We start from the raw sequence: 23,828 nt of genomic DNA on the forward strand, positions 1-23,828 counted from the left end.
TCAATTGCCGCCCGGCAGGGGATGCCGGCGCTGGCCCTGCCCCCGCACCACGAAACGCTCGATGGTCAGCGCCTCCACGCCCATCGGCCCGTAGGCGTGCAGGCGGGTGGTGGAAATGCCGATCTCCGCCCCCAGCCCCAACTGGCCGCCATCGTTGAAGCGCGAGCTGGCGTTGACCATCACCGCCGAGCTGCGCACCGCGTCCACGAAGGCCTGCGCAGCCACCGGGTCGGCGGTGGCGATCACTTCGGTGTGGTCGGAGGTGAAACGGTGGATATGGGCGATCGCCTCGTCGATGGAATCGACCACCCGAATGGCGATGACCAGGTCTAGGAATTCGGCTGCGTAGTCGTCATCGCTGGCTTCCGCCAGCGTTGCATCGAAGGCGCGGGTCGCGGTGTCGCCACGCGATTCAACCCCGCTGGCCCGCAGCGCCGCCAGCGCGCGGGGCAGGAACGCGGCGGCGATGTCGTGATGCACCAGCAGGGTTTCCAGTGCATTGCAGACGCCCGGGCGCGAAGCCTTGCCGTCGATCAGCAGCCCCAGCGCCAGCTCGATGTCCGCGGCGCGGTCCACGTACAGGTGGCAGACGCCCTTGTAGTGCTTGATCACCGGCACGCGCGCATGCTCGGCGACGAAGCGGATCAGGCTCTCGCCGCCGCGCGGGATGGCCAGGTCGACCAGGTCGCTGAGCTGCAGCAGCTCCAGCACATGCTCCCGGGCAGTGTCGGCAACCAGCGATACCGCCGCTTCCGGCAGGGCGGCATCGCGCAGCGCCGCATGCAGGCAGGCGGCGATGGCGGCATTGCTGGCCGCCGCTTCGGACCCGCCGCGCAACAGCACCGCGTTGCCGGCCTTCAGGCACAGTGCTGCCGCCTCCGCAGTCACGTTGGGCCGCGCTTCGTAGATCATCGCCACCAGCCCCAACGGGATGCGCTGGCGCTCGACCACCAGCCCGTTCGGGCGCACGTCGCGGCGCGTCACCGCGCCCAGCGGGTCGTCCTGCGCCGCGACCTCGCGCAGCGCATCGGCCATCCCGCGCACGCGTTCGGGGTTCAGCGCCAAACGGTCCAACGACGCCTTGTTCGAGCCGGCCTGACGCGCGCGCTGCAGATCGCCGGCGTTGGCCGCGAGGATCTCGTCCTGCCCGGCCAGCAGCCGCTCGGCCATGCCTTCCAGCAATATGCGCCGCGTTGCCGCGTCGGCCGCGGCGATCGTCGCCTGCGCCGCGCGCGCCGCCAGTGCCAGATTGCGCACGTAGCCGCTCATGCCGTGGTCTCCCCGTTGCCGTCGATGGGCGTCTGGCCGGGCGCCTGCAGCAGGACCAGATCGTCGCGGTGGATCATCGCTTCGTCGTAGCGGAAGCCGAGCACGGCTTCGATCTCGCGGCTGTGGCGACCGGCGATGCGCGCGCCGTCCTGCGCGTTGTACTGCGCCTGCCCGCGCGCCAGCACGCTGCCGTCGGCGGCTCGCACCTCGATCACGTCGCCGCGACGGAAGTCGCCGGCCACCGCGCGTACGCCGCCCGGCAGCAGCGAAGCGCCGCGCAGCAATGCCGCGCACGCGCCTTCGTCAATCTGCAGCACCCCCGCGGCCGGCGCATGCCAGAGCCACTGCTTGCGCGCACGCAGGCGGCTGCCCTGTGCATTGACCAGGGTGCCGTGCAGCCTGCCCTGCCCCAGCGCGGCCACGGCGGCGCCATCGCGACCGCTGAACAGCGCGGTGGAGATGCCCGCGGTCGCCGCCTTGGCCGCGGCTTCCAGCTTGGTGCGCATGCCGCCGGTACCGAGCGCGCCGGCATCGCCGGCCATGGCCAGCACCGCTGGCGTGACCGCCTTGATGCGCGCCACCGGGCGCGCAGCGGGGTCGCGCCCGGGGTGGCCGCTGTACAGGCCGGCGATGTCGGTGGCGATCAGCAGCAGGTCGGCATCCACCAGCGATGCGACCGCAGCTGCGAGGTTATCGTTGTCGCCCAGCTTCAGCTCATCGACCGCGACGGTGTCGTTCTCGTTGACCACCGGCACCGCGCCCAGCCGCAACAGCTCCAGCAGCGCGCTGCGCGCATTGAGGTAGCGGCGGCGGTCGCGCAGGTCGTCATGGGTCAGCAGGACCTGTGCCACCGGGGCGTCGAAGAAGCGCTGCCACAGCGCGATCAGCTGCGCCTGCCCCAGCGCCGCCAGCGCCTGCTTGGCGGCGATGGTGGGCGCGGCGTCGCCGGCCTTGGGCAGGATCGCGCGTCCGGCCGCCACTGCACCCGATGAAACAATCACCACCTCGCGTCCGGCCTGCCGGCTTTCCAGCACGAATTGCGCCAGCCCCAACGCGAAGCGCGGACTGAGGCCGCCACCGTCGGCAGCAAGCAGGCTGCTGCCCACCTTCAACACCGCGCGTTTCCACGGCTGCAGGATCTGGGCGGGAAAGGCCTGCGTGTCCATGGTTCAACCCGTCTTCCATTCGTGGACGGCGATGTCCGACGCGCCGTGGATCGCCAGCGGATCGGATGCCGCGATCCTGCGCGCCTCCTCCAGGTCGGCGATGCCGCGCAGCAGGTAGGCGCCGCCGCTGCCGTCGCTGAAGCCGCCGCTGGTTTCCAGCACGCCGCGTTCGCGCAGCCGATCCAGGAAGGCGACATGCGCCGGCAGCAGGCCGACATCGAAACCGGGCCGGCGCATGACCATCACCAGATGGCGCACGATCCCGGCCCTCACGATGCCTCCCAGCGCGCGCGCAGCGCGTCCAGCCGCAGATCGGCGGCTGCACCCGGCGAGGTACGCGCCGCCAGCGAGCCTTCCGGCGTGCGCCCCTGCCCGGCCGTTTCACTGCTTGCCGCCGCGGCCTTGTAGGCCTCGCGGAACGGCACCCCGGCAATCGCGGCTTCCACCGCCACGTCGGTGGCGTACATGCCGGAGTCGATCGCCGCGCGCAGCCGGTCTTCGCGCCAGTCGAGGTTGGCCAACAGCGCGGGCAACAGCTCCAGCGCGGCGAGGCCACGACCGAAGCCGTGGAAGATCGCGCCCTTGCTGCTCTGCAGGTCGCGGTGGTAGCCGGACGGCAGCGACAGCAGCTGTTCGATCTCGGTGCGCGCCGCGGCCACGCTGGCGTGGGTGGCGCGCATCAGCTCGATGACGTCGGGATTGCGCTTGTTGGGCATGATCGAACTGCCGGTGGTGTACTGCGGCGGCAAGGCGACGAAGCCGAATTCGGCGCTGGTGAACAGCGACAGATCCCAGGCGATGCGGCGCAGATCGAGGGTGGCACTGCCGAGGGCTTCCAGCGCCGCCAGTTCGAACTTGCCGCGCGACAATTGCGCGTAGATGGGCGACACCTGCATGCGCGCGAAGCCCAGCGCCTGGGTGGTGTGCTCGCGGTCGAGCCGCAGGTTCACACCGTAGCCGGCGGCGGTGCCGAGCGGATTGCAGTCCACCAGCGCCAGGGTGTCGGCAGCGCGCACCGCGTCGTCGATAAATGCTTCGGCCCAGCCAGCCCACCACATGCCGGCGGAAGACACCACTGCGCGCTGGATATGGGTGTAGCCGGGCACCGCCAGATCCTTCTCCGCCTCGGCGCGGTCGAGCGCGACCTTCGCAATCTCGCGGGAAAGCTGCGCCACCCGCACCAGCTTTTCCTTCAGCCACAGGCGTGTCGCCACCAGCACCTGGTCGTTGCGGCTGCGTCCGGTGTGGATCTTGCGGCCGGCATCGCCCAGGCGTTCGGTCAGGCGCGCCTCGATGGCGGAGTGGCCGTCCTCGAAGCGCTCGTCCAGGACGAATGCGCCGTTGCTGAAATCATCGGCCAGATTGGCCAACTCCCGCTTCAGCCCGCCCAGTTCGTCCAAGGTGAGGATGCCGATGCGCTGCAGGCCTTCGGCATGCGCGGCGCTGGCGGCGATGTCATGCAGGAAGAATTCGCGATCCAGCAGCACGTCGTCGCCGGCCAGGAAGGCCTGGATCTGCGCATCGACGGCGACGCCGGGTTTTTGCCAGAGAAGTTCGCTCATGCCACCTGCTCCTGCGCCGGGATGCCGGCCAGTTCGTCCAGCCCGAAGGCAAGGTTGAGGTTTTGCAGCGCCTGCGTGGCCGCGCCCTTGAGCAGGTTGTCCTCGGTCGCCACCACCACCAGCCGCCGGCCGTCGCCGGACAGGATGAAGCCGCCGATCTCGACGTGGTGCCTGCCGGCGATGCGGCTCACCCACGGCGCCTCGTCCTGCACCCGCACCAGCGGCTCACCGGCATAGCGGCCGCGGTAGCGCGCCAGCACTTCTTCGCGCTCGAACGCGATCGACAGGTGCAGGTTGGCGGTCAAGGTGATGCCACGGAAATGCGGGGCGACGTGCGGCATGAACTCCACCGGATGGCCCAGCTGATGCGGCACTTCGCGCTCGTGGACATGGCCGGCCAGCGCGTACGGCATCAGGTTGTCGCGCAGCAATTCGACGTTGTTCCTGTCGCTGGGCGTGGTGCCGGCGCCGGAATAACCGCTGACGCCGAAGCACTGCACCGGCCCGTCCAGCACGTTCAGCATCGGCGCGATCGCCAGCTGCATCGCGGTGGCATAGCAGCCGGGATTGCTGATGCGCCGCTGCCCGGCAAAGCGCGTGCGGGTCAACTCCGGCAGGCCGTAGTACCACGACGGATCGAAGCGGTAATCGGCGGACAGGTCGACGATGACCGGATCGACGCCGGCCTCATCGAATTGCTGGACGATGTGCGCGGCCTTGCCGTTCGGCAGCGCCAGCACCACCGCGTCAGCGCCAAACCCGGGCAGGTCGCGATAGTCGGGCGAGCTGTAGCGCAGCTCGCCGGCAAAACCGGCGTTGTGGTCGGCCACGCGCTGGCCGTCCAGCTCGCGCGAGGTCACGAACGCCAGTTCGAAGTGCGGATGCGCGGCGAACAGGCGGATCAGCTCCGCGCCGGTATGGCCGCGCGCGCCGACCAGGCCCACCTTGAGCCGGCTCACTGCGGTTCCTCCAGCGTGGCCGGCCGCTGCGCGCACAGCGCAACATAACGCTCGATCAGCGGGAAGCCCGCCTCGCCATACCAGTACACCTTCCACTTCTCCTGCTTGATGCAGCCGTCGGATTCGGCGTCGTAGAACGCGTTGACCGGGTTGCCGTGGCGCGAACGCCAGAACAGCGCCGGGTTCTGCTCGCGCATCACCAGCCACACCGCGCGGCCCAGGCCCTCGCCCTGCGCCTCGTCCAGCACCGCGAACTTGTCCAGATAAATTCCGGCATCTTCCCGGGTGAGGATCACCGCGGCGCGGTAGTTCTCGCTGACGTAGGCGCGATGCAGTTTCGTCGTCTCGAAATAGTCCGGCAGCAGCCTGCGCCCGAACGCCGAGTCGATCAGCCCGCGCAAGCGCCCCAGATCGAAATCGCTCCACGCCGCGCCTTCCAGCACGCGCTCGCCGCGCCGCACCAGCGTGCCCGAACCCTTGTGGGTGAACAGCTCCTTGGCCAGCTCGTCGGGCCGGGTGATCGACACCGAGGACGCCTGCGGCAGCCCGTCCAGCAGGTCCTTGATCTGTTCGATCTTCACCCGCATGCCGCCTTCGATCCACGGCTGCTGCATCAGGTGGTCGTATTCGGTGGAGAGGTTGATCGAATCGATGACCTGGCCGTCGGCATCCAGCAGCCCGCCAGTGCCGGTCAGGAACACGATCTTGTACGGCTGCAGCACCTGCACCAGTTCGTTGGCGGCGAAGTCGGCGTTGACGTTGAGGATCTGCCCGCCCACGGTCTCGCCCAGCGAGGCGATGACCGGAATCGAACCCGCCTGCAGGCTGGCCTGGATCGGCGCCAGGTCGACGCGCTTCACTTCGCCCACCAGGCCGTAGCGCTCGCGATCCATGTAGTCGGCCTCGAACACGCCGGACACGATCGAGGTGGCGCGCGCATCCGCCGCCTGCAACGCCTCCACCAGCTTCAGGTTCTGCGCATGGAACACGCGGCGCACGATGGCCAGCGCCTCCGGCGAGGTCACCCGCAGGCCGTCGATGGTCTGCTTGACGATGCCGGCGGCGGACAGCTCCACGTCCAGCTGCGGGCCCGCGCCGTGGATGACGATGGGCGTCAGGCCCACGTCCTGCAGGAAGGCCAACGAGGACACCAGCGCGTCGAGGTCGTCGCGCAGCACCGCGCCCCCCACCTTGACCACGGCGAAACGCGCCGCGTCGAGCTGAGAGAAACGCTTCAGATACTGCGAAATTTCCTTCGCACTGCCCATGCTGGACAGCAGCCGCACGATGGTCTGGCGGGTCTGCGGATCGTGCACGGCGTGCGGGGAGAGGATCGGGGTCACGAGGGATCGGTTCCAAGGATGCGGGTGATGGACTCGGCGTAGCGCTGCAATTGCGCAAGCGCCACCCATTCGTCGGCGGTGTGGGCCTGGGCGATGTCGCCGGGGCCGTAAACGAAGGCGGTCAGGCCGGCCTGCGAGAACAGCGAGGCCTCGGTCCAGAAATCAACCGCATTGCCGATCGGCAGGCCCAGTTCGTCGGCCAGGTCGCGTGCGGCCAGGCGGCGTTCCTCGGCGGTCGCGATGTGGCCGGCTGGCAGCGAAGGCCCGCGGAAGGTTTCTTCATAGCGTTCCAGCGCACCGTCCGTGGCACAGGCGCGAAAGCGCGCGTGCAGCGTGTCGATGTCGTGCGACGGCAGCGGGCGGAAGCCGAAGCGCACCTCCGCGCTCGGCGCGATCACGTTGGCCTTGATCCCGCCCTCGACCTTGCCGATGTTGAAGCGCAGCCCGGTCAGCCCGCCGAAGCGCGCGCTGGCTTCGCCTTCGACCATCGCCAGCGCGTTCGCGCCCCAGCGCATCGCTTGGTGCAGGGCGTTGGCGTTCACCGCGTTGGCGCCCGAGGCGTGCCCGGCCTCGCCCCTGAACTTCAGCAGCACCGAACTGATGCCACGATGCGCCAGCACCGCCTCGCAGCGGGTGGGCTCGGCGATGATCGCCTCGTTGAAGCCGTGGTCGCGGGCGAGGGCATTCTGTTTCAGGAACCAGGCGATGCAGCGCGGGTCGTTGGCTTCCTCGTCGGAGGAGAACAGGAACGCGGCGTCGCCAGTGGTGGCGTTGGCGGCTGCCAGCAGCCCGGCCGCAGCGCCCTTGATGTCACAGGCACCGAGGCCGATGGCGCGGTCCGGCGTGACCCGCAGACTGAGCGGGTCGGCCGTCCACGCGGCGGATGACGGCACCGTGTCCAGATGCACGTTGAACACCCGCCGCGGGTTGCCGCGCATGGCCAGCAGGGAAACCGCGCCGGCGCCATGGTCGGTGACCTCGCAGCGGAACCCCGGCAGCTGCGCGCGCAGGTAGTCGAAGATCCCGCCGGTGCCGATCAGGCGCGGCGGGTTGCGGGTGTCATAGGACACCAGCGCTTCGAGATGACGCAGGACCGCGTCGAGCATCTCAGCCACCGCCCTGCCCGCCGTTCACTTCCGCCCACAGCGTGCTGCTCATCCCGAACAGCTTGATGAAGCCCTCCGCCTCTTCCACGCCCCAGTCGGCGCTCTGCGCGTAGGTCGCGCCCTTGGCGTGCAGCAGGTGCGGCGAACGCACGGCGACGGCATCGACGCGGCCGCCGCTGGTGCGCAGCACCACTTCGCCGTTGACGGTGCGCTGCGAGGAGGCGAGGAACGCCTCGAGATCCGCCTTCAGCGGATCGTGGAAGAAGCCTTCATAGACCAGCTCCACCCACTTGCGCGCCACGTCCGGCTTGAAGCGGTTCTGCTGCTTGCTCAGCACCGCCTCCTCCAGCGCCCGGTGCGCGGCCAGCAGCGCGGCCAGGCCCGGCGCCTCGAACACGATGCGCCCTTTCAGGCCGATGGTGGTGTCGCCGGTATACATGCCGCGGCCGACGCCGTACTGGGCGAACATGGTGTTGAGCTTGGCGAGGATCTTCTCGCCCGGCAGATCAAAGCCATCCAGCGCCACCGCCTCGCCGTTGACGAAGCGCAGGGTCACCTCCAGCACGTCCTCCGGCCACTGCGCACGACGCGCACACCAGCCGCGCGCGCCTTCGCCCGGCGCTTCCCAGGCGTCGATCTCGCCGCCGGACATGGTCACGCCCAGCAGGTTCTCGTTGATCGTGTAAGCCTTCTGCTTGGCGCGCACGCCGAAGCCGCGCTCCTCCAGATAGTCCTGCTCATACGCGCGGGTCTGGGTGTGCTCCTTCTGGATCTCGCGGATCGGCGCCACGATGCGGTAGTTGCCCTGCGACTTCACCGCCAGGTCGAAGCGGACCTGGTCGTTGCCCATGCCGGTGCAGCCATGCGCGATCGCATTGGTGCCCAGCTCGGCGGCGCGCGCCAGCGCCGCATCGACGATCAGGTAGCGGTCGGACACCAGCAGCGGGTACTGGCCCTGGTAACCCTCGCCGGCCCACACGAACGGCTTGACGAAACCGTCCCAGATCGCCGGACCGCCGTCCACGGTGACGTGGCTGGCCACGCCCAGCTCGGCGGCGCGCGCCTCGATGAACGCGCGCTCCTCGGCATCCACGCCGCCGGTATCGGCGAACACGGTGTGCACGTTCCAGCCCTGTTCCTTCAGGTAGGGCACGCAGAAACTGGTGTCGAGGCCGCCGGAGAAGGCAAGGACGATGTCGCGGGAGTCGTTGGGGGCAGTCATGGGGGTGTCCGAGGGGAAGACGGGGGGGGGGAGGAGTTTCGGCTCAGCGCAGCAGCGCGGCCATCACGGCCTTCTGCACGTGCAGGCGGTTTTCGGCTTCGTCGATCGCGATGCAACGCGGGGAATCCATCACCGCGTCGGTGGCCTTGACGTTGCGGCGCAGCGGCAGGCAGTGCGAGAACACGCCGTCGTTGGTCAGCGCCATCTTGGCTTCGTCGACGATGAAGTGCTTGTAGCGGTCGCGGATGGGCTGTTCCGGTTCCCAGTTGCCGAAGAACGGCAGCGCGCCCCAGCTCTTGGCGTAGACCACGTCGGCGCCGCTGTACGCGCTTTCGATGTCGTGGCTGACCTGGAACGAGCCGCCGCTTTCGGCCACGTTCCGCGCGGCCCAGCCCATGTAGCGCTCGTCCAGCACGTAGTCCGGCGTCGGGCACAGCAGGGTCACGTCCATGCCCATGCGGGTCGCGATCGTCAGCGCGGAGTTGGCGACCGCGGTGTTGAGCGGCTTGGGGTGGTAGGTCCAGGTCAGCACGTACTTCCTGCCGCGCAGGTCGGTGGTGCCGAAGTGCTCCTGCAGCGCCAGCGCGTGGGCCAGCTCCTGGCAGGGATGGGTGATGGTCTCCATGTTGATGACCGGCACCGTGGAGTACTTCGCGAACGCCTTGAGCACCCGGTCCTGGCGGTCCACCGACCAGTCGACGAACTTCGGGAACGCGCGCACGCCGATCAGGTCCACGTACCGCCCCAGCACCCGCGCCACCTCGGCGATGTGCTCCTCGGTGTCGCCGTCCATCACCGTGCCGAGGTCGAACTCGATCGGCCAGGCGTCCTTGCCTGGCTGTAGTACCACGGCGTGGCCGCCCAGCTGGAACGCGCCCAGCTCGAAGCTGGTGCGGGTGCGCATCGACGGGTTGAAGAACACCAGCGCGATCGAGCGCCCTTTCAATGCGTCGCCCAACTTGTTGCGCTTGAACGCGGCGGCCTGCGCCAGCAGCGCGTCCAGATCGGCGCGGCTCCAGTCCTGGGTATTGAGGAAGTGCTTCATGGGGGGTGGGCTCGGTGGGAGGAAGTCTGGGGCTGGCCGCTACTGCGCATCCCGCACGCCAAAACGCAAAAACCCAGCCTGGGGGCTGGGTTCGGATGGTGAAGCACGAGGACGCGTCCGGATTACCCAGCAGGATGTGAGGGTTCCGGTCGGCGCGCGCGCGACGTCATGCCGGAGGCCATCCGGGCAGAGTCAGCGTGGCGCGTGGCGAGGTGGGCGTTCATCGGGGCGGAATGCTCGCATGCCGGCAGGCCCGGCGCAAGCGATCAGTCGAACGACTGGGGGGCGATGGAAACCCGGATGCGCAGCCGGTTGCCGGGGTCGCGATCCATGCGGGTGCGGAACTTGCTGCCGCGGTACATGTAATCGACGTCGTAGGCGATGGTGCGGCGATGCTCCTTGAGCACCGGCTCCATCCGGCAGCTGCTGGCCTCTTCGGCCTTGTCGGCGGCGCTGCGGCTGCGAACCGCGCTCATCACCCGCGCCAAGGTGGCGCTGATGGCGGGCTCGCGCGGGTCGCAGACCCGTTCCATCGCGGTGGTGCGCAGGGTCTGGTAGACCGGTCGCACCGACAGCACCTGCGCGTAGTCGTAACGCACGTTCTCGGCCGGCAGCACCACCTCGCGCGCGGTGTCCTGCGCGAACACCACGGCCGCCGCGAGCAGGCCCGCAGGCAGGCAGAACGTGGCGAGGTTGCGGGTGAAGGACATGCGCGGAGTTTATCGGCCCGCGGCAGCAACCGCCTGAATCGTCGCTGTCGCCGCGGCCGGCACTGCCCGCCCGCTACAATGGCGCACCCCACGCGCCCGCCGCCATGAGCCCTTCGACGACCTCGCTGCATCTCTACAACACCCTGAGCCGCCGGACCGAACCGTTCGCACCGCTGTCGCCCGACTGCCCGACCATGTACGTGTGCGGGCCCACCGTCTACAACTACGTGCACATCGGCAACGCCCGCGGGCCGGTGGTGTTCGGGGTCCTGGCCGCGCTGCTGCGGCGCCGCTACGGCGGCCTGCGCTATGCCCGCAACATCACCGACGTGGACGACAAGATCAACGCCGCGGCGAAGGAGCTGGGCACGCCGATCTCCACGATCACCGACAAGTACGCCGCCGCCTACCGCGAGGACATGGCCGCATTGGGCGTTGTCGGCGAGTTCGCTCCGGATATCGAGCCGGCGGCCACCGCGCACATGCCGCAGATGATCGCAATGATCGAGCGCCTGATCGCCGATGGCCACGCCTACGCGGCGGAAGGCCATGTGCTGTTCGCGGTGGGAAGCTTCGACGGCTACGGCAAGCTGTCGCGCCGAGACACCGACGAAATGCTGGCCGGCGCGCGGGTGGAAGTGGCCCCGTACAAGCGCGACGCCGGCGATTTCGTGCTGTGGAAGCCCTCCAGCGACGACCTGCCGGGCTGGGAATCGCCCTGGAGCCGCGGCCGTCCGGGCTGGCACATCGAATGCTCGGCGATGGCCGAAGCGCACCTGGGCGAGACCATCGACATCCACGCCGGCGGCGTGGACCTTGCGTTCCCGCACCACGAGAACGAAGTGGCGCAGAGCGAATGCGCGCACGGCGGCAAGCCGTTCGCGCGGTTCTGGCTGCACAACGGCATGCTGAACTTCGGCGGCGCCAAGATGGCCAAGTCGGTCGGCAACATCCAGCGCGTGCACGACCTGGTCCAGCGGCACCCGCCGGAAGCGCTGCGCTACGCGCTGCTGAGCGCCCACTACCGGCAGCCGCTGGAATGGTCGGACGGGCTGATCGAGCAGTGCGTGCGCACGCTGGACCGGCTGTACGGAACCCTGCGCGATCTGGTCAATGTCGAAGCCGAGCCCGCCACCCCGACCAGCATCGAGGCTGCGCTGGACGATGACCTCAACACCCCTGCCGCGTTGGCGGAAATCGCCCGCATCGCCGGCGAGGCGCGCAAGGCCGCATCGGCTGAAGAAAAAGCCGCACTGAAAACGCAGCTGCTGGGCGCAGGCAAGGTGCTGGGATTGTTGCAGCAGACTCCGGCGGAATGGTTCGCGCGCGGCGCTGACAATGGCGACGACGCCCGCATCCAGGGCCTGATCGACGAACGCATCGAGGCGAAGAAGTCCCGCGACTTCGCTCGCGCCGACGCCATCCGCCAGCAGCTGGCCGACGAAGGCATCCTGCTGGAAGACACGCCGCAGGGTGTCAGATGGAAGCGCGCCTGACGTTCCTTTCTCCCTTGCGAAACAGGGAGACATGATTTTCTCCTCCCCTTGCGCAGCAGGGGGAGGCCGGGAGGGGGTTCGCTTTTCCCACCGCAAGAGCACCCCTCCCCAACCCTCCCCTGCTACGCAAGGGAGGGGGCCCAGAACCAAGCCTGGATCAACATGACCAACACCCCCTTCCCGCACGAACCCAGCGCCGCCGACGCCCAGGCCGCCATTGCCGATGAATTCGGTTTCTTCGGCGACTGGTCGGAGCGCTACCAGTACCTGATCGACCTCGGCCGCAAGCTGCCCGAGTTCCCCGACGCATGGAAGACCGAGGAGCACCGCCTGCAGGGCTGCCAGTCGCTGGTCTGGATCGTGGCCGAGGGCGACGCCGGCCGGCTCGATTTCCACTCGATCAGCGATTCGGCCATCGTCTCCGGCCTGGTCTACCTGGCGCTGCGGGTGTACTCGGGTCGCAGCGCGGCGGAAATCATCGCCACCGAGCCGGACTACATCGCCTCCATCGGCCTCTCCAAGCACCTTTCGCCGACCCGCAGCAACGGACTGGCCGCGCTGCTGGCCTTCATCCGCGAACGCGCCCGCGCCGCCCTGCCGGAATGAGCGCGGCGCCGGCCCCGCCGCTGCAAAGCCGCGGCTTCCGCTGGCTGCTGCTGTACCGGATCTGCACTCTGCTGTCCTACCAGATCGTCGCGGTGACGGTGGGCTGGCATATCTACGAAATCACCGGCGATCCGCTGGCGCTGGGCCTGGTGGGGCTGGCGGAAGTGGTGCCGTATTTCTGCATCGCCCCGTTCTCCGGCTATCTGGTCGACCACCTGCCGCGGCGCAAGCTGGGCGCGGCCGCCTGCACCCTGCTGGCGATCAATGCCGGTGTACTGGCGCTGATCGCCGCCGGCGGGCTGTCCGTCCACGGCACCTGGCCGATCTATCTGGCGGTGGCGGTGGGCGGCATCGGCCGCTCCTTCCTCGGCCCGGTCTACAACGCGCTGTTCGCGCGGGTGCTGGCGCGCCCGCAGTTCGGCCGCGGCGCCAGTCTGGGCAGCGTGGTGTTCCAGGTCGGACTGGTGCTGGGCCCCGCCGCCGGCGGCGTGCTGGTGGGCTGGATGGGCAAGCCCGCGGCCTATGCGGTGGGAACGGGCTTCGCCCTGCTCGCGGCCGTCACCCTGCTGGCGACGCCGGTGTCCGAGCCGGCGCTGCCGCAGCAGCGCGGGCCGATCTTCCGAAGTATTGCCGAAGGCGCGCGCTTCGTCGCCGGCAACCAGATCATGCTGGGCGCGATGGCGCTGGACATGTTCTCGGTGCTGCTGGGCGGGGCGATGTCGATGCTGCCGGCCTTCATCAAGGACATCCTGCACGAAGGTCCGGAGGCGTTGGGCATCCTGCGCGCCGCCCCGGCGGTCGGCTCGATCATGATCGCGCTGTGGCTGACCCGCCACCCGCTGCAACGGCACGCCGGGCGGGTGCTGCTGCTGGCGGTGGCCTGCTTCGGCCTGTGCACGATGGCCTTCGCGCTGTCGCGGCACCTGTGGTTGTCGACCCTGCTGCTGGTGCTGTACGGCGTCTGCGACGGGGTTTCGGTGGTGATGCGCTCCACCATCATGCAGCTGGTCACCCCGGACGAAATGCGCGGGCGGGTGTCGTCGATCAACGGCATCTTCGTCAGCTCGTCGAACGAGATGGGCGCGTTCTACGACGGCGTGATGGCGCGGCTGATGGGGCTGGTGCCGGCGATGATCGTCGGCGGCTTCGTGACCCTGGGGGTGGTGGCCACCACCGCCCGGCTGGCGCCGCGACTGCGCCGGTTGGACCTGCGCGAACTGCAGTAACCGGCGCCGCCCGCGTTAAACTAGCCGCCTCGCAGCAACGCTCCACGGAATCCGCGCCATGCCCTTCGTCGTCACCGAAAACTGCATCAAGTGCAAGCACACCGACTGCGTCGAAGTGTGCCCGGTCGATTGCTTCCACGAAGGCCCGAATTTCCTGGTGATCGACCCCGACGAGTGCATCGACTGCACCCTGTGCGAGCCGGAATGCCCGGTCGGCGCGATCTTCCCGGAAGAGGACGTCCCCGCCGGCCAGGAGCTCTTCGTCGGCCTGAATGCCGAACTGGCGAAGGAATGGCCGGTGCTGACCGTGCGCAAGGACCCGCCGGCCGACGCCGCGGAATGGGACGGCAAGCCGAACAAGCTGCCGCTGCTGGAGCGCTGAGCGCAACCAGCCCCCTGAGTCAGGGGGCGATTCGCGGCAAAGGCGCGAATGCGCGCTGCGCGAGACCCAGGGTTTGCATCGCAAACCCTGGGGGCAATTCAGGCAGCGCCTGAAATCACGGCGAGATGGCCGCCTTGAGCAGACCGATCAGCTTGCCCGCCGCCTCGCCGCTGGGCGGCAAGCCGCGCGGATCCACCGCCGAGACATAAGTGCCGTCGCCGGCCTTGGTCACGCGCACCAGGAACTTGCTGTCCATGTAGTCGACGTCGTAGGTGCCGAGGATCTGCGCCTTGCTGGCGATCTTCACGCCGCTGGTGGCGGCCAACACGTCGCCGACCTTGGCGAACACCGCGTCACGCTCGCCCGCGGCGTTGAAGCCCACCGGCGCAACCGCGCCCGGGCGGGCCGCCTGGGCGCCGGAAGCGGTGACGCTGTTGCCAGCGGTCGGCAGCGCCATCGCCCGGTCGGCGGCGGGGCGGTCGAGGTCCGGCGGCACTTCCAGCGGACGCGATTCGCCGCTCTGGGTGTACAGCTCGTTCTTCTTCTTGAACCAGTGGCAGCCGGACAGGCTGGTCGCCAGCAGGATGGCGACAAGCGGGGCGGCCGTGGACGCGCGGAACATGCGATGCATCTGGATCTCCTGTCAGGCCGCGTTGGCGCGGCTGCGTTGTTCGAGTTGGCGGATGGCCGCATGCAGGCGGCTGGCCTGTCCGGCATGCGCGGATGATAGCGGTTGCAGCGGCAGGCGCAGGCCGAATCCGATGCCGTCCAGCGCCAGCAGCGCCTTCACCGGGATCGGATTCGGCTCCAGGCCGAGGAAGTGGTAAAGCTCGGCCAGTATCTCGTCCAGCGCCTGCGCACCGGCCGCATCGCCCTCGCGGGCAAGATCGCAGAGCCGGCGGAAGGTGGCCGGAACCACGTTGGAGGCCACCGACACCACCCCGTCGGCGCCGGCCAGCATGGCGCGCACGGCGGTGGGATCGTCGCCGCTGAGCACCGCGAAATCGTCGCGGCGCAGCGGCAGCAGCGCCTGCATGCGGTCTTCCTCGGCGCGGGCTTCCTTGATGCCGACGATATTGGCATGCACCGAGAGCTCGCCGACGGTGTCGGGCAGCATGTCGCAGCCGGTGCGGCCGGGCACGTTGTACAGCACCACCGCCAGCCCGCCGTCGTCGGCCACCGCGCGAAAATGCGCCAGCAGCCCGGCCTGGGTGGGTCGCACGTACGGCGGCGTCACCACCAGCGCGGCATCGGCGCCCAGTGCGGCCACGCGCTGGTTGAAACGGATGGTCTTGGCGGTATTGGACTGGCCGGTGCCGGCCAGCACCGGCATCCGCCCGGCCGCGAACTCCACCGCGGCGCGCAGCAGGCGGTCGTATTCGTCGTCGAACAGGGCGGCGGCCTCGCCGGTGGAGCCGGCCACCACCACCGCCTGCGTGCCTGCTTGCAGTTGCGCCTGCAGCAGCCGCTCCCAGGCGGGAAAATCGATATCGCCGGCGGCCGTGAACGGCGTCGCCAGGGCGGTGATGCTGCCGGAAAGTCGCAAGGGCAAAGGCTCGGGCAAGGCGCCGCGCGGGACGCTGGGCGCATGGGGGGAACTCGCGTATGGCCTTGATCTTACTTGCGGCTCGAAAGCGCCGGCAAGTATGCTGGCGACCATGCGGCCATGTACTGGCGGCATTTCCCTACGCCTGGATCATCCGCTTTGAGCAAAACCGCCGCCCCCCGGCCCCAGCCGAACGAGAACCACCTGCTGATCAACGCGTACACCACGCATCCGCAGTCGCCGTTGCTGGCGGTCACCCGCCGCATCTCCGACTCCGGCTGCAACCTGGTCGACACGCGGCTGGCCACGGTCGGGCGCGACGTCTCGGTCACCGCGCTGGTCACCGGTTCGTGGGACGCGGTGGCCAAGCTCGAGACCATGCTGACCAAGCTGGAGCGCGAGGAAGGGCTGAAGCTGGTGTGGTACCGCACCGGCCCGAAGGCACTGCAGTCCAGCCTGCTGCCGTACGTGGTCGAAGTGATCGCCGCCGACAAGCCGGGCATCCTGTTCCAGCTGGCCGACTTCTTCGACCACCAAGGCATCACCATCGAGAGCCTGCACTGCTCGCGCTACCGGGCGATGCAGACTGGCGCCGACATGTTCTCGGCGCAGCTCACCATCGGGGTGCCGGCGGACATGCACATCGCCGCGCTGCGCGACGACTTCCTCGAGTTCTGCGACCATCTGAACCTCGACGCGATCATGGATCCGATGAAATACTGACGCCGATGATCGACACCGGCGACCGCATCCCCGATCTGCCGCTTGCGCTCTCCAGCGACAAGCCCGCCACGCTCGCCGACTACGCCGGCCAATGGCTGGTGCTGTATTTCTACCCGAAGGATTCCACTCCCGGCTGCACCACAGAGGGGCTGGACTTCAACGGCCTGCTGCCGGAGTTCAAGCGCGCCAATGCGGTGGTGCTGGGCGCATCGAAGGACTCGCTGAAGGCGCACCGGAACTTCTGCGCCAAGCAGGGCTTCCGGTTCGACCTGATCAGCGACCCCGACGGCACGCTTTGTGAAGCCTTCGGCGTGATCCAGCCGAAGAAGCTGTACGGCCGCGAATACGTCGGCATCGTCCGCAGCACCTTCCTGATCGACCCCGCCGGCGTGGTGCGCCAGAAGTGGCAGCCGGTGAAAGTCCCCGGCCACGCGCGGGGCGTGCTCGACGCACTCAAGGCCGCACAGACCACGTGACCGCCTCCGTTTTCATCACACCCCACTGCCCCGCTCCGCGGGACGCGGTGGCCTGCTGCTGTCCGACCGAAAGGATTTCCGCATGACCCGGAGCAAGCGCATCTACGTCCTCGACACCAACGTGCTGATGCACGACCCCACCGCGCTGTTCAAGTTCGAGGAACACGATGTCTACCTGCCGATGCAGGTGATGGAAGAACTGGACAACGGCAAGAAGGGCACCAGCGAAGCCAGCCGCAACGCGCGCCAGGTCAGCCGCTTCCTCAACGAGCTGATCGAAGCCCACGGCAGCACCGACGTCACCCGCGGCATCGCCCTGCAGCGCCCCGGCGGGCTGCAGCTGCGCGGCGCCGCCAGCACCGGCTGCCTGCGTTTCCAGACCGGCAATTTCGATGCCGGCAAGCGCTTCGGCGCGGTGGTGCCGGACAACGCCATCCTCGGCGCGATCCTAGCGCTGAAGGAAGAGCAGCCCGACGCCGACGTGGTGTTCGTGTCCAAGGACATCAACCTGCGGATCAAGTCCTCGATCGCCGGCATCGTCAGCGCGGACTACGAGAACGACCGCGCGCTGGACGATTTCAGCCTGCTCTACACCGGCGCCACGCCGCTGCCGGAGGACTTCTGGCAGCGCCACGGCCAGGACCTGAAGTCGTGGACCGACAAGGGCCGCACCTATTACGAAATCACCCGTACCGACGAGGAAGACTGGTACCCCAACCAGTTCGCCTTCCTGCCCGGCGACGAGCAGTCGGAGCTGCGGGTGGCCAAGGTCGAGGGCGACCGGGTGACGCTGCGGATCGTCGATGATTTCCGCCACAGCCAGCATGCGGTCTGGGGCATCACCGCGCGCAACCGCGAGCAGAACTTCGCGCTCAATGCGCTGATGGACCCGGAGGTCGACTTCGTCACCCTGCTCGGCACTGCCGGCACCGGCAAGACTCTGCTGGCGCTGGCCGCGGGGCTGGCACAGACGATGGACCAGCAGCGCTACCGCGAGATCATCATGACCCGCGCCACCGTCAGCGTGGGCGAGGACATCGGTTTCCTGCCCGGCACCGAGGAGGAGAAGATGACGCCGTGGATGGGCGCGCTGACCGACAACCTGGAAGTGCTGACCCACAACCAGGACGGCGGCGCCTGGGGCCGCGCGGCCACCAATGACCTGCTGGCCTCGCGGATCAAGATCCGCTCGATGAACTTCATGCGCGGGCGCACCTTCCTGTCGCGCTGGCTGATCCTGGACGAGGCGCAGAACCTCACCCCGAAGCAGATGAAGACGCTGATCACCCGCGCCGGCCCCGGCACCAAGATCGTCTGCTTGGGCAACGTCGAGCAGATCGACACGCCCTACCTCACCGAGACCACCTCCGGCCTGACCTACGCGGTGGACCGCTTCAAGAACTGGATGCACAGCGCCCACGTGACGCTGCGCCGGGGCGAGCGTTCACGGTTGGCGGACTACGCTTCCGAAGTGCTGTAACCCGCCTCCCGTGCTGCGTCCACGTGGCGCAGCGCGGTGGCAAGATCGCCGAAATAGACGGCGGGCCCGTCGCGGCGCACGATTTCCGCACGCACCAGCTTGCGCAGCACGCGCAGGTTGGCGCCGCTAAGCAGCACTTCCACGCCACGACGACGCAGGTTCTCGATGGTCGATTCCAGCCGCTTGAGGCCGGTGGCATCCACCAGCGGCACCCGCTCCAGCCGCAGCAGTACCCAGCGCGGCGGTTCCCGCGACCACGACAGCGCGCGCTCCAGCGAATCCACCGAGCCGAAGAAGAACGGCCCCTCGATGGCATAGACCAGCACGCCTTTCGGCAGCGCCTCCAGCCCGGCCTCGGCCAGCTCCTGGCGCAGGCTGGCCTGGCCGTGTTCCACCACCGACACCGACGCGCTCATCCGACGCATGAACTGGAACATCGCCAGGATCACGCCGATGTTCACCGCCACCACCAGGTCGGTGACGATGGTCAGGACGAAGGTGATCAGCAGGATCGCCACGTCCGCGCGCGGCGCCTGCCGCAGCATCCGCAGGAAGCGGCGCGCTTCGCTCATGTTCCACGCCACCAGGAACAGGATCGCCGCCAGCGCGGCCAGCGGCACCTTGCCGGCATAGGGCGCCAGCACCAGCAGGATCAGCAGCAGGGTGATCCCGTGCACCACCCCGGCCAGCGGCGAGGTGCCGCCGTTCTTGATGTTGGTGGCGGTGCGGGCGATCGCGCCGGTGGCGGCGATGCCGCCGAACAGCGGCGACAGGATATTGGCCACGCCCTGCCCGATCAGCTCCTGGTTGGAATCGTGGCGGGTGCCGGCCATGCCGTCGGCCACCACCGCCGACAGCAGCGATTCGATCGCGCCGAGCATGGCGATGGTGAACGCCGCCGGCAGCAGCTCCACCAACCGATCGAAGCCGACCTCGGGCAGCTGCAGCGCCGGCAGCGCGCGCGGGATGGCGCCGAAGGTGGATTCGATGGTGGCAACACCCTGCAGGTCGAAGACCATCACCACGGCGGTGGCCACGACCATCGCCAGCAGCGGGCCGGGCACGCGCGCCAGGCCCGGAATGCGCGCCCCCCACACCGCCAACACAAGGCTGAGCAGGGCCAGCAGGGAGGTCGCCGGATGCAGGTGATTGAAGGACTGCAGCAGATGCCAGGTCTTCAGGTAGAACGGCCCTTCGCCGGGCGCCGGCAGTCCGAAGAAATACTGCCATTGGCCCACCCAGATGATCACCGCGATGCCGGCGGTGAAGCCCACGATCACCGGGTCGGGAATGAACCGGATCACCGCGCCCAGCCGTGCCAGCCCCATCGCCACCAGGATCACCCCGGCCATCAGCGTGGCCAGCAGCAGGCCGCTGACGCCGAACTTCGCCACCACCCCGGCCAGAATCACGATGAAGGCGCCGGTCGGGCCGGCGATCTGTATCCGCGAGCCGCCGAACAGCGACACCGCGATGCCGGCGATGATCGCCGTGTACAGCCCCTGCTCCGGCTTGACCCCGGACGCGATGGCGAACGCCATCGCCAGCGGCAGCGCCACCACCCCGACGATCACACCGGCGGTGATGTTGGGCAGCCAGTGGGCGCGCCGGAACAGCCCCGCGCGCGCGGCCTCGACCAACGCGATCATGCCTGCTCCTCCGCCTTGAGCCGCACGCCGCGTCCGCCGCCGCTGCTGGCAGCGCGCTCGCCGATCAGCTCCACCCCGGCCGCATCCAGCGCGGCCACCACCTTTACCAGCGAATCGACCACGCCGCGCACATGCCCGCGGCTGAGTTCCATGCGCTGGATCGTGGGCAGGGACAGCCCGGCCAGCTGCGCCAGCGATTTCTGGTCGATGCCAAGCAGGGCGCGCGCGGCGCGCATCTGGGCTGAGGTAATCACGGGCTCTCCGCTCCGGCAATGCGATAGAAAAACAGCATATTTGATGTATGAAACATCAACATAGCCGTATTTTACCGGCATCCTGCAGACGAATCCGTCGTCCCCATCACGAAAAAACCCCGCCGCCGCCAGGCGGCGACATCGGCAGGGTCATCGTGGGAAACGTCGCCACACGAATGCGGCGACCGGTTTCACTGTCGGGATCGTCGGGCCTCAGGCCCGCGCGAACACCAGCGCGGCGTTGGTGCCGCCGAAGCCGAAGCTGTTGGACATCACCACGTCGAGCTTGGCATCGCGGCTCTCGCGCACGATCGGGAAGCTTTCTGCGCCGGGGTCGAGGTCGTCGATGTTGGCGGAGCCGGCGATGAAGCCGTCGCGCAGCATCAGCAGGCTGTAGATCGCCTCGTGCACGCTGGCCGCGCCGAGCGAGTGGCCGGAGAGCGCCTTGGTGGACGAAATCGGCGGCACCGCATCGCCGAACACCTCGCGCACCGCGTTGAGCTCGACGATGTCGCCCAGCGGCGTGGAAGTGCCGTGGGTGTTGAGGTAGTCGACCGGGCGGTTCACGCCTTCCAGCGCCATGCGCATGCAGCGCACCGCACCCTCGCCGCTCGGCGCCACCATGTCGGCGCCGTCGGAGGTCACGCCGTAGCCGACCAGCTCCGCGTGGATGCGCGCGCCGCGCGCGACCGCGTGGTCCCAGTCTTCCAGCACCAGCATGCCGCCGCCGCTGCCGATGACGAAACCGTCGCGGCCGGCGTCGTACGGGCGCGAGGCCGTTTCCGGTTCGGCGTTGCGGGCGGACGACAGTGCGCCCATCGCGTCGAACATCACCGTCATCGTCCAGTCCAGGTCCTCGCCGCCGCCAGCGAACACGATGTCCTGCGCGCCGTGGCGGATCAGGTCGGCGCCGGCGCCGATGCAGTGCGCGGAGGTGGCGCAGGCGGCGCTGATCGAATAGCTCAGGCCCTTGATCTTGAACGCGGTGGCGAGGTTGGCCGACACCGTGGAGCACATCGTGCGCGGCACCATGTACGGGCCGACCTTGCGCACGCCGCGGTCGCGCAGGATGTCAGCGGTCTCCACCTGCCAGCGGCTGGAACCGCCACCGGAACCGGCGATCAGGCCGGTGCGCGGGTCGCTGACCTGCGCCTCGGACAGGCCGGCATCGGCGATCGCGTCACGCAGCGCCACGTAGCTGTAGGCCGCAGCGTCGCTCATGAAGCGCTTCAGCTTGCGGTCGATGACCGCGTCGAGGTCCAGGTCCACCGCGCCGCCGACCTGGCTGCGCAGTCCGCGCTCCACCGAGTCGGGCAGCGTGCGGATGCCGGAGCGGCTTTCGCGGAGCGCGCGCGAGACGCTGTCCAGGTCGTTGCCGAGACAGGAAGTGATGCCCATGCCGGTGATGGCGACGCGACGCATGTCAGAAGCTCTCCGTGGAAGTGAACAGGCCTACCCGCAGGTCCTTGGCGGTATAGATCTCGCGGCCATCGACCAGGGTGCGGGCGTCGCCCTGCGCCACCACCAGCTTGCGGTTGATGACGCGGGTGACATCGATCTCGTAGGTCACCACCTTGGCGGTGGGCAGCACCTGGCCGGTGAACTTCACCTCGCCGCAACCCAGCGCGCGGCCGCGGCCGGGCGCGCCCAGCCAGGTCAGGTAGAAGCCGACCAGCTGCCACATCGCATCCAGCCCCAGGCAGCCGGGCATCACCGGGTCGCCGAGGAAATGGCACTTGAAGAACCAGAGGTCGGGATGGACGTCCAGTTCGGCGCGGACGAAACCCTTGCCGTGGGCCCCGCCGTCGTCGCTGATGTCGACGATCCGGTCGAACATCAGCATCGGGTCGGCCGGCAGGCGGGCCAGGCTGTTCGGGAACAACTCGCCGCGTGCGCTGGCCAGCAACTGTTCGCGGTTGAACGATGAAGCGCGGGTCATGGAATGGCCCAAGGGGGAAACTTCCGATTGTAAACACGACCGGCGGCGATACCTAGACGTATTGCCCGTTCCGCAACGCGGTTCCGGTTTGTCCGGGTAAAACGACTGCAAACGTGTGCACCGCAACACCCGGCACCAAAGCATTTAAGCTGCGGTAGAGCACCCCTGCCGGAAAATCCTCCGTGTCGCAAGCCACGCCAGCTTCGCTGCTGACCATTTTCGGCGCCACCGGCGATCTTGCCCGGCGCATGCTGCTGCCCTCGCTGTACAGCCTGCAGGCCGAACACCTGCTGCCCGACGGCATGCGCATCCTCGGCACCGCGCGCAGCGGGCTGGACCGGGAAGGATTTTCCAATCTGGTGGCCGCCAGCATCGCCGAGCGCATCCCCGCCGCCGAACGCAGCGACGAAGCCCTGCGCGGGCTGCTGGAACGGCTGGACTACTGCGCCGCCGGAGCCGACGACGACGCTTCGATGCAGGCGCTGGCCGGCCGGGTGGATGCGCTGCGCAACGGCGACGTGCTCTACCACATGAGCACCGCGCCCCGGTTCTACGGCCCGGCCTGCCAGGCGCTGGCCGCCAACGGCGTGGCCGGACCGGGCACGCGGGTCATGCTGGAGAAGCCGATCGGCAAGGACCTAGCCTCTGCCATCGCGATAAACGACAGCGTTGCCATGGCCTTCGACGAGGAGCGGATCTTCCGCACCGACCACTACCTCGGCAAGGAAGGCGTGCAGAACCTGATCGCGCTGCGCTTCGGCAATTCATTGTTCGAGCCGCTGTGGAGCGCCCGCCATATCGAACAGGTCCAGATCACCGTCGGCGAGACGGTCGGCGTGGAGGGCCGCGGCGACTATTACGACGATTCCGGCGCGCTGCGCGACATGCTGCAGAACCACCTGCTGCAGCTGCTGTGCCTGGTGGCGATGGAACCGCCGGCGCGGTTCGAGCCCACCGCGGTGCGCAACGAGAAGATCAAGGTGCTGCGCTCGCTGCGGCCGATCGGCCGCGGCAACGTCGGCACCGAATCGGTGATCGGCCAGTACACAGCCGGCGCCAGCGAAGGCCGGGTGGTGCCGGGCTACGCCGAAGAACTGGACCGTGCCAGCCGCACCGAAACCTTCGTCGCCCTGCGCGCGCACGTGGACAACTGGCGCTGGTCGGGCGTGCCGTTCTACCTGCGCACCGGCAAGCGCCTGCCTTCGCGCAGCACCGAGATCTACATCCAGTTCCGCAAGGTGCCTTATTCGATCTTCGGTGGCCCGGCGGACACCGACATGCGGCCGAACGGGTTGCTGATCAAGCTGCAGCCGGAGGAGCGCATCGAGCTGGACCTGATGAGCAAGACCCCGGGTCTCGATCGCGCCGGCCTGAGGCTGTCGCAGGTGGCGCTGGACCTGGACTTCCACGAGGAATTCCTCAACTCACGCAAGCGCATCGCCTACGAACGCCTCTATCTGGATGCCATCGAAGGCAACGGCACCCTGTTCGTGCGCCGCGACGAAACCGAGGCCGCATGGCAGTGGGTGGATGCCATCGCCGATGGCTGGCGCGACGCCGGCATGCTGCCAAAGCCCTACCCGGCTGGCACCTGGGGGCCGGGCGCGTCGGTATCGCTGGTGGATCGGCTTGGCCACGGCTGGCGCGAATAGCCAAAGACACGGGAGCC

General features: G+C 68.7%; 24 protein-coding genes. 8 read left to right on the forward strand and 16 right to left on the reverse strand.

What is annotated here, in order from left to right; all coding sequences use genetic code 11:
- The 10 genes from G582_RS0104235 to G582_RS0104280 all read right to left on the reverse strand — a co-directional run bounded on the left by G582_RS0104235 (position 1) and on the right by G582_RS0104280 (position 10,382).
- Positions 1-1,269, reverse strand: coding sequence for a glutamate-5-semialdehyde dehydrogenase (locus G582_RS0104235; RefSeq protein WP_028838767.1), 1,269 nt, complete (start codon positions 1,267-1,269; stop codon positions 1-3).
- A complete protein-coding gene (gene proB, locus G582_RS0104240; protein ID WP_028838768.1) occupies positions 1,266-2,435 on the reverse strand; it encodes a glutamate 5-kinase in 1,170 nt (389 codons plus the stop codon). The genes G582_RS0104235 and proB overlap by 4 nt, the downstream gene beginning before the upstream one ends.
- Positions 2,436-2,438: 3 nt before the next feature.
- On the reverse strand, positions 2,439-2,678 hold the full coding sequence (locus G582_RS0104245; RefSeq protein ID WP_038052927.1) for a YciI family protein: 240 nt from the start codon (positions 2,676-2,678) through the stop codon (positions 2,439-2,441).
- 26 nt (positions 2,679-2,704) lie between these two features.
- Positions 2,705-3,997, reverse strand: coding sequence for an argininosuccinate lyase (gene argH, locus G582_RS0104250; protein WP_028838770.1), 1,293 nt, complete (start codon positions 3,995-3,997; stop codon positions 2,705-2,707).
- Positions 3,994-4,956 carry an N-acetyl-gamma-glutamyl-phosphate reductase gene (gene argC, locus G582_RS0104255; RefSeq protein WP_028838771.1) on the reverse strand — a complete coding sequence of 321 codons (963 nt, stop codon included), beginning with the start codon at positions 4,954-4,956 and terminating at the stop codon, positions 3,994-3,996. Before argC ends, argH begins: the two co-directional genes overlap by 4 nt.
- The gene (locus tag G582_RS0104260; protein ID WP_425476535.1) at positions 4,953-6,299 is read right to left on the reverse strand and encodes an acetylglutamate kinase; all 1,347 of its coding nucleotides are present in this window, start codon (positions 6,297-6,299) and stop codon (positions 4,953-4,955) included. Before G582_RS0104260 ends, argC begins: the two co-directional genes overlap by 4 nt.
- On the reverse strand, positions 6,296-7,414 hold the full coding sequence (locus tag G582_RS0104265; protein WP_028838773.1) for an acetylornithine deacetylase: 1,119 nt from the start codon (positions 7,412-7,414) through the stop codon (positions 6,296-6,298). Before G582_RS0104265 ends, G582_RS0104260 begins: the two co-directional genes overlap by 4 nt.
- Positions 7,407-8,627, reverse strand: a complete 1,221-nt coding sequence (locus G582_RS0104270) for an argininosuccinate synthase (protein ID WP_028838774.1) — start codon at positions 8,625-8,627, stop codon at positions 7,407-7,409. The genes G582_RS0104265 and G582_RS0104270 overlap by 8 nt, the downstream gene beginning before the upstream one ends.
- 43 nt (positions 8,628-8,670) lie before the next feature.
- Positions 8,671-9,672, reverse strand: coding sequence for an N-acetylornithine carbamoyltransferase (locus tag G582_RS0104275; RefSeq protein ID WP_028838775.1), 1,002 nt, complete (start codon positions 9,670-9,672; stop codon positions 8,671-8,673).
- Between the two features lie 266 nt (positions 9,673-9,938).
- Positions 9,939-10,382, reverse strand: coding sequence for a hypothetical protein (locus tag G582_RS0104280; RefSeq protein ID WP_028838776.1), 444 nt, complete (start codon positions 10,380-10,382; stop codon positions 9,939-9,941).
- A gap of 104 nt (positions 10,383-10,486) precedes the next feature.
- Here G582_RS0104280 and cysS point away from each other — a divergent pair, with 104 nt between their 5' ends.
- The 4 genes from cysS (at position 10,487) to fdxA (ending at position 14,092) form a co-directional block, all read left to right on the forward strand.
- Positions 10,487-11,878, forward strand: a complete 1,392-nt coding sequence (gene cysS / locus G582_RS0104285) for a cysteine--tRNA ligase (protein ID WP_028838777.1) — start codon at positions 10,487-10,489, stop codon at positions 11,876-11,878.
- Between the two features lie 162 nt (positions 11,879-12,040).
- Complete coding sequence (locus G582_RS0104290; protein ID WP_028838778.1) at positions 12,041-12,484, forward strand: SufE family protein; 444 nt, start codon at positions 12,041-12,043, stop codon at positions 12,482-12,484.
- The gene (locus G582_RS0104295; RefSeq protein ID WP_028838779.1) at positions 12,481-13,710 is read left to right on the forward strand and encodes an MFS transporter; all 1,230 of its coding nucleotides are present in this window, start codon (positions 12,481-12,483) and stop codon (positions 13,708-13,710) included. The genes G582_RS0104290 and G582_RS0104295 overlap by 4 nt, the downstream gene beginning before the upstream one ends.
- Positions 13,711-13,768: 58 nt before the next feature.
- Positions 13,769-14,092, forward strand: a complete 324-nt coding sequence (fdxA, locus tag G582_RS0104300) for a ferredoxin FdxA (RefSeq protein WP_028838780.1) — start codon at positions 13,769-13,771, stop codon at positions 14,090-14,092.
- A 115-nt stretch (positions 14,093-14,207) separates the two neighbouring features.
- Here the strand turns inward: fdxA and G582_RS0104305 are convergent, their stop codons facing one another.
- Complete coding sequence (locus G582_RS0104305) at positions 14,208-14,723, reverse strand: hypothetical protein (RefSeq protein WP_248642675.1); 516 nt, start codon at positions 14,721-14,723, stop codon at positions 14,208-14,210.
- A 12-nt stretch (positions 14,724-14,735) separates the two neighbouring features.
- Positions 14,736-15,638, reverse strand: coding sequence for a 4-hydroxy-tetrahydrodipicolinate synthase (gene dapA / locus G582_RS0104310; protein ID WP_028838782.1), 903 nt, complete (start codon positions 15,636-15,638; stop codon positions 14,736-14,738).
- Between the two features lie 120 nt (positions 15,639-15,758).
- Here dapA and G582_RS0104315 point away from each other — a divergent pair, with 120 nt between their 5' ends.
- The 3 genes from G582_RS0104315 to G582_RS0104325 all read left to right on the forward strand — a co-directional run bounded on the left by G582_RS0104315 (position 15,759) and on the right by G582_RS0104325 (position 18,317).
- Entirely contained in the window at positions 15,759-16,361 is a 603-nt protein-coding gene (locus G582_RS0104315) for a glycine cleavage system transcriptional repressor (RefSeq protein ID WP_051246702.1), read from the forward strand.
- Positions 16,362-16,366: 5 nt separating this feature from the next.
- Positions 16,367-16,837, forward strand: a complete 471-nt coding sequence (locus G582_RS0104320; RefSeq protein ID WP_028838784.1) for a peroxiredoxin — start codon at positions 16,367-16,369, stop codon at positions 16,835-16,837.
- 82 nt (positions 16,838-16,919) lie between these two features.
- Complete coding sequence (locus G582_RS0104325; RefSeq protein ID WP_028838785.1) at positions 16,920-18,317, forward strand: PhoH family protein; 1,398 nt, start codon at positions 16,920-16,922, stop codon at positions 18,315-18,317.
- Here the strand turns inward: G582_RS0104325 and G582_RS0104330 are convergent.
- The 4 genes from G582_RS0104330 to fabA all read right to left on the reverse strand — a co-directional run bounded on the left by G582_RS0104330 (position 18,296) and on the right by fabA (position 22,159).
- Entirely contained in the window at positions 18,296-19,966 is a 1,671-nt protein-coding gene (locus G582_RS0104330) for a SulP family inorganic anion transporter (protein ID WP_028838786.1), read from the reverse strand. The two genes, G582_RS0104325 and G582_RS0104330, sit on opposite strands and share 22 nt — an antisense overlap.
- A complete protein-coding gene (locus G582_RS0104335; protein ID WP_028838787.1) occupies positions 19,963-20,220 on the reverse strand; it encodes a helix-turn-helix domain-containing protein in 258 nt (85 codons plus the stop codon). The genes G582_RS0104330 and G582_RS0104335 overlap by 4 nt, the downstream gene beginning before the upstream one ends.
- A gap of 213 nt (positions 20,221-20,433) precedes the next feature.
- Entirely contained in the window at positions 20,434-21,642 is a 1,209-nt protein-coding gene (fabB, locus tag G582_RS0104340; protein WP_028838788.1) for a beta-ketoacyl-ACP synthase I, read from the reverse strand.
- Between the two features lies 1 nt (position 21,643).
- Complete coding sequence (gene fabA, locus G582_RS0104345) at positions 21,644-22,159, reverse strand: 3-hydroxyacyl-[acyl-carrier-protein] dehydratase FabA (protein WP_028838789.1); 516 nt, start codon at positions 22,157-22,159, stop codon at positions 21,644-21,646.
- A gap of 182 nt (positions 22,160-22,341) precedes the next feature.
- Here fabA and zwf point away from each other — a divergent pair, with 182 nt between their 5' ends.
- A complete protein-coding gene (zwf, locus tag G582_RS0104350; protein WP_028838790.1) occupies positions 22,342-23,811 on the forward strand; it encodes a glucose-6-phosphate dehydrogenase in 1,470 nt (489 codons plus the stop codon).
- Positions 23,812-23,828: the final 17 nt, after the last annotated feature.

This window comes from Thermomonas fusca DSM 15424 (assembly GCF_000423885.1).
Classification (GTDB): domain Bacteria; phylum Pseudomonadota; class Gammaproteobacteria; order Xanthomonadales; family Xanthomonadaceae; genus Thermomonas; species Thermomonas fusca.

Excerpts from the sequence above, each read along its gene's own strand:
- G582_RS0104235 (WP_028838767.1), bottom strand. The coding sequence starts at position 1,269 with ATGAGCGGCTACGTGCGCAATCTGGCACTGGCGGCGCGCGCGGCGCAG.
- proB (WP_028838768.1), bottom strand. The coding sequence starts at position 2,435 with ATGGACACGCAGGCCTTTCCCGCCCAGATCCTGCAGCCGTGGAAACGC.
- G582_RS0104245 (WP_038052927.1), bottom strand. The coding sequence starts at position 2,678 with ATGGTCATGCGCCGGCCCGGTTTCGATGTCGGCCTGCTGCCGGCGCAT.
- argH (WP_028838770.1), bottom strand. The coding sequence starts at position 3,997 with ATGAGCGAACTTCTCTGGCAAAAACCCGGCGTCGCCGTCGATGCGCAG.
- G582_RS0104270 (WP_028838774.1), bottom strand. The coding sequence starts at position 8,627 with ATGACTGCCCCCAACGACTCCCGCGACATCGTCCTTGCCTTCTCCGGC.
- G582_RS0104275 (WP_028838775.1), bottom strand. The coding sequence starts at position 9,672 with ATGAAGCACTTCCTCAATACCCAGGACTGGAGCCGCGCCGATCTGGAC.
- G582_RS0104280 (WP_028838776.1), bottom strand. The coding sequence starts at position 10,382 with ATGTCCTTCACCCGCAACCTCGCCACGTTCTGCCTGCCTGCGGGCCTG.
- cysS (WP_028838777.1), top strand. The coding sequence starts at position 10,487 with ATGAGCCCTTCGACGACCTCGCTGCATCTCTACAACACCCTGAGCCGC.
- G582_RS0104290 (WP_028838778.1), top strand. The coding sequence starts at position 12,041 with ATGACCAACACCCCCTTCCCGCACGAACCCAGCGCCGCCGACGCCCAG.
- G582_RS0104295 (WP_028838779.1), top strand. The coding sequence starts at position 12,481 with ATGAGCGCGGCGCCGGCCCCGCCGCTGCAAAGCCGCGGCTTCCGCTGG.
- fdxA (WP_028838780.1), top strand. The coding sequence starts at position 13,769 with ATGCCCTTCGTCGTCACCGAAAACTGCATCAAGTGCAAGCACACCGAC.
- G582_RS0104305 (WP_248642675.1), bottom strand. The coding sequence starts at position 14,723 with ATGCATCGCATGTTCCGCGCGTCCACGGCCGCCCCGCTTGTCGCCATC.
- G582_RS0104315 (WP_051246702.1), top strand. The coding sequence starts at position 15,759 with ATGTACTGGCGGCATTTCCCTACGCCTGGATCATCCGCTTTGAGCAAA.
- G582_RS0104320 (WP_028838784.1), top strand. The coding sequence starts at position 16,367 with ATGATCGACACCGGCGACCGCATCCCCGATCTGCCGCTTGCGCTCTCC.
- G582_RS0104325 (WP_028838785.1), top strand. The coding sequence starts at position 16,920 with ATGACCCGGAGCAAGCGCATCTACGTCCTCGACACCAACGTGCTGATG.
- G582_RS0104330 (WP_028838786.1), bottom strand. The coding sequence starts at position 19,966 with ATGATCGCGTTGGTCGAGGCCGCGCGCGCGGGGCTGTTCCGGCGCGCC.
- fabB (WP_028838788.1), bottom strand. The coding sequence starts at position 21,642 with ATGCGTCGCGTCGCCATCACCGGCATGGGCATCACTTCCTGTCTCGGC.
- fabA (WP_028838789.1), bottom strand. The coding sequence starts at position 22,159 with ATGACCCGCGCTTCATCGTTCAACCGCGAACAGTTGCTGGCCAGCGCA.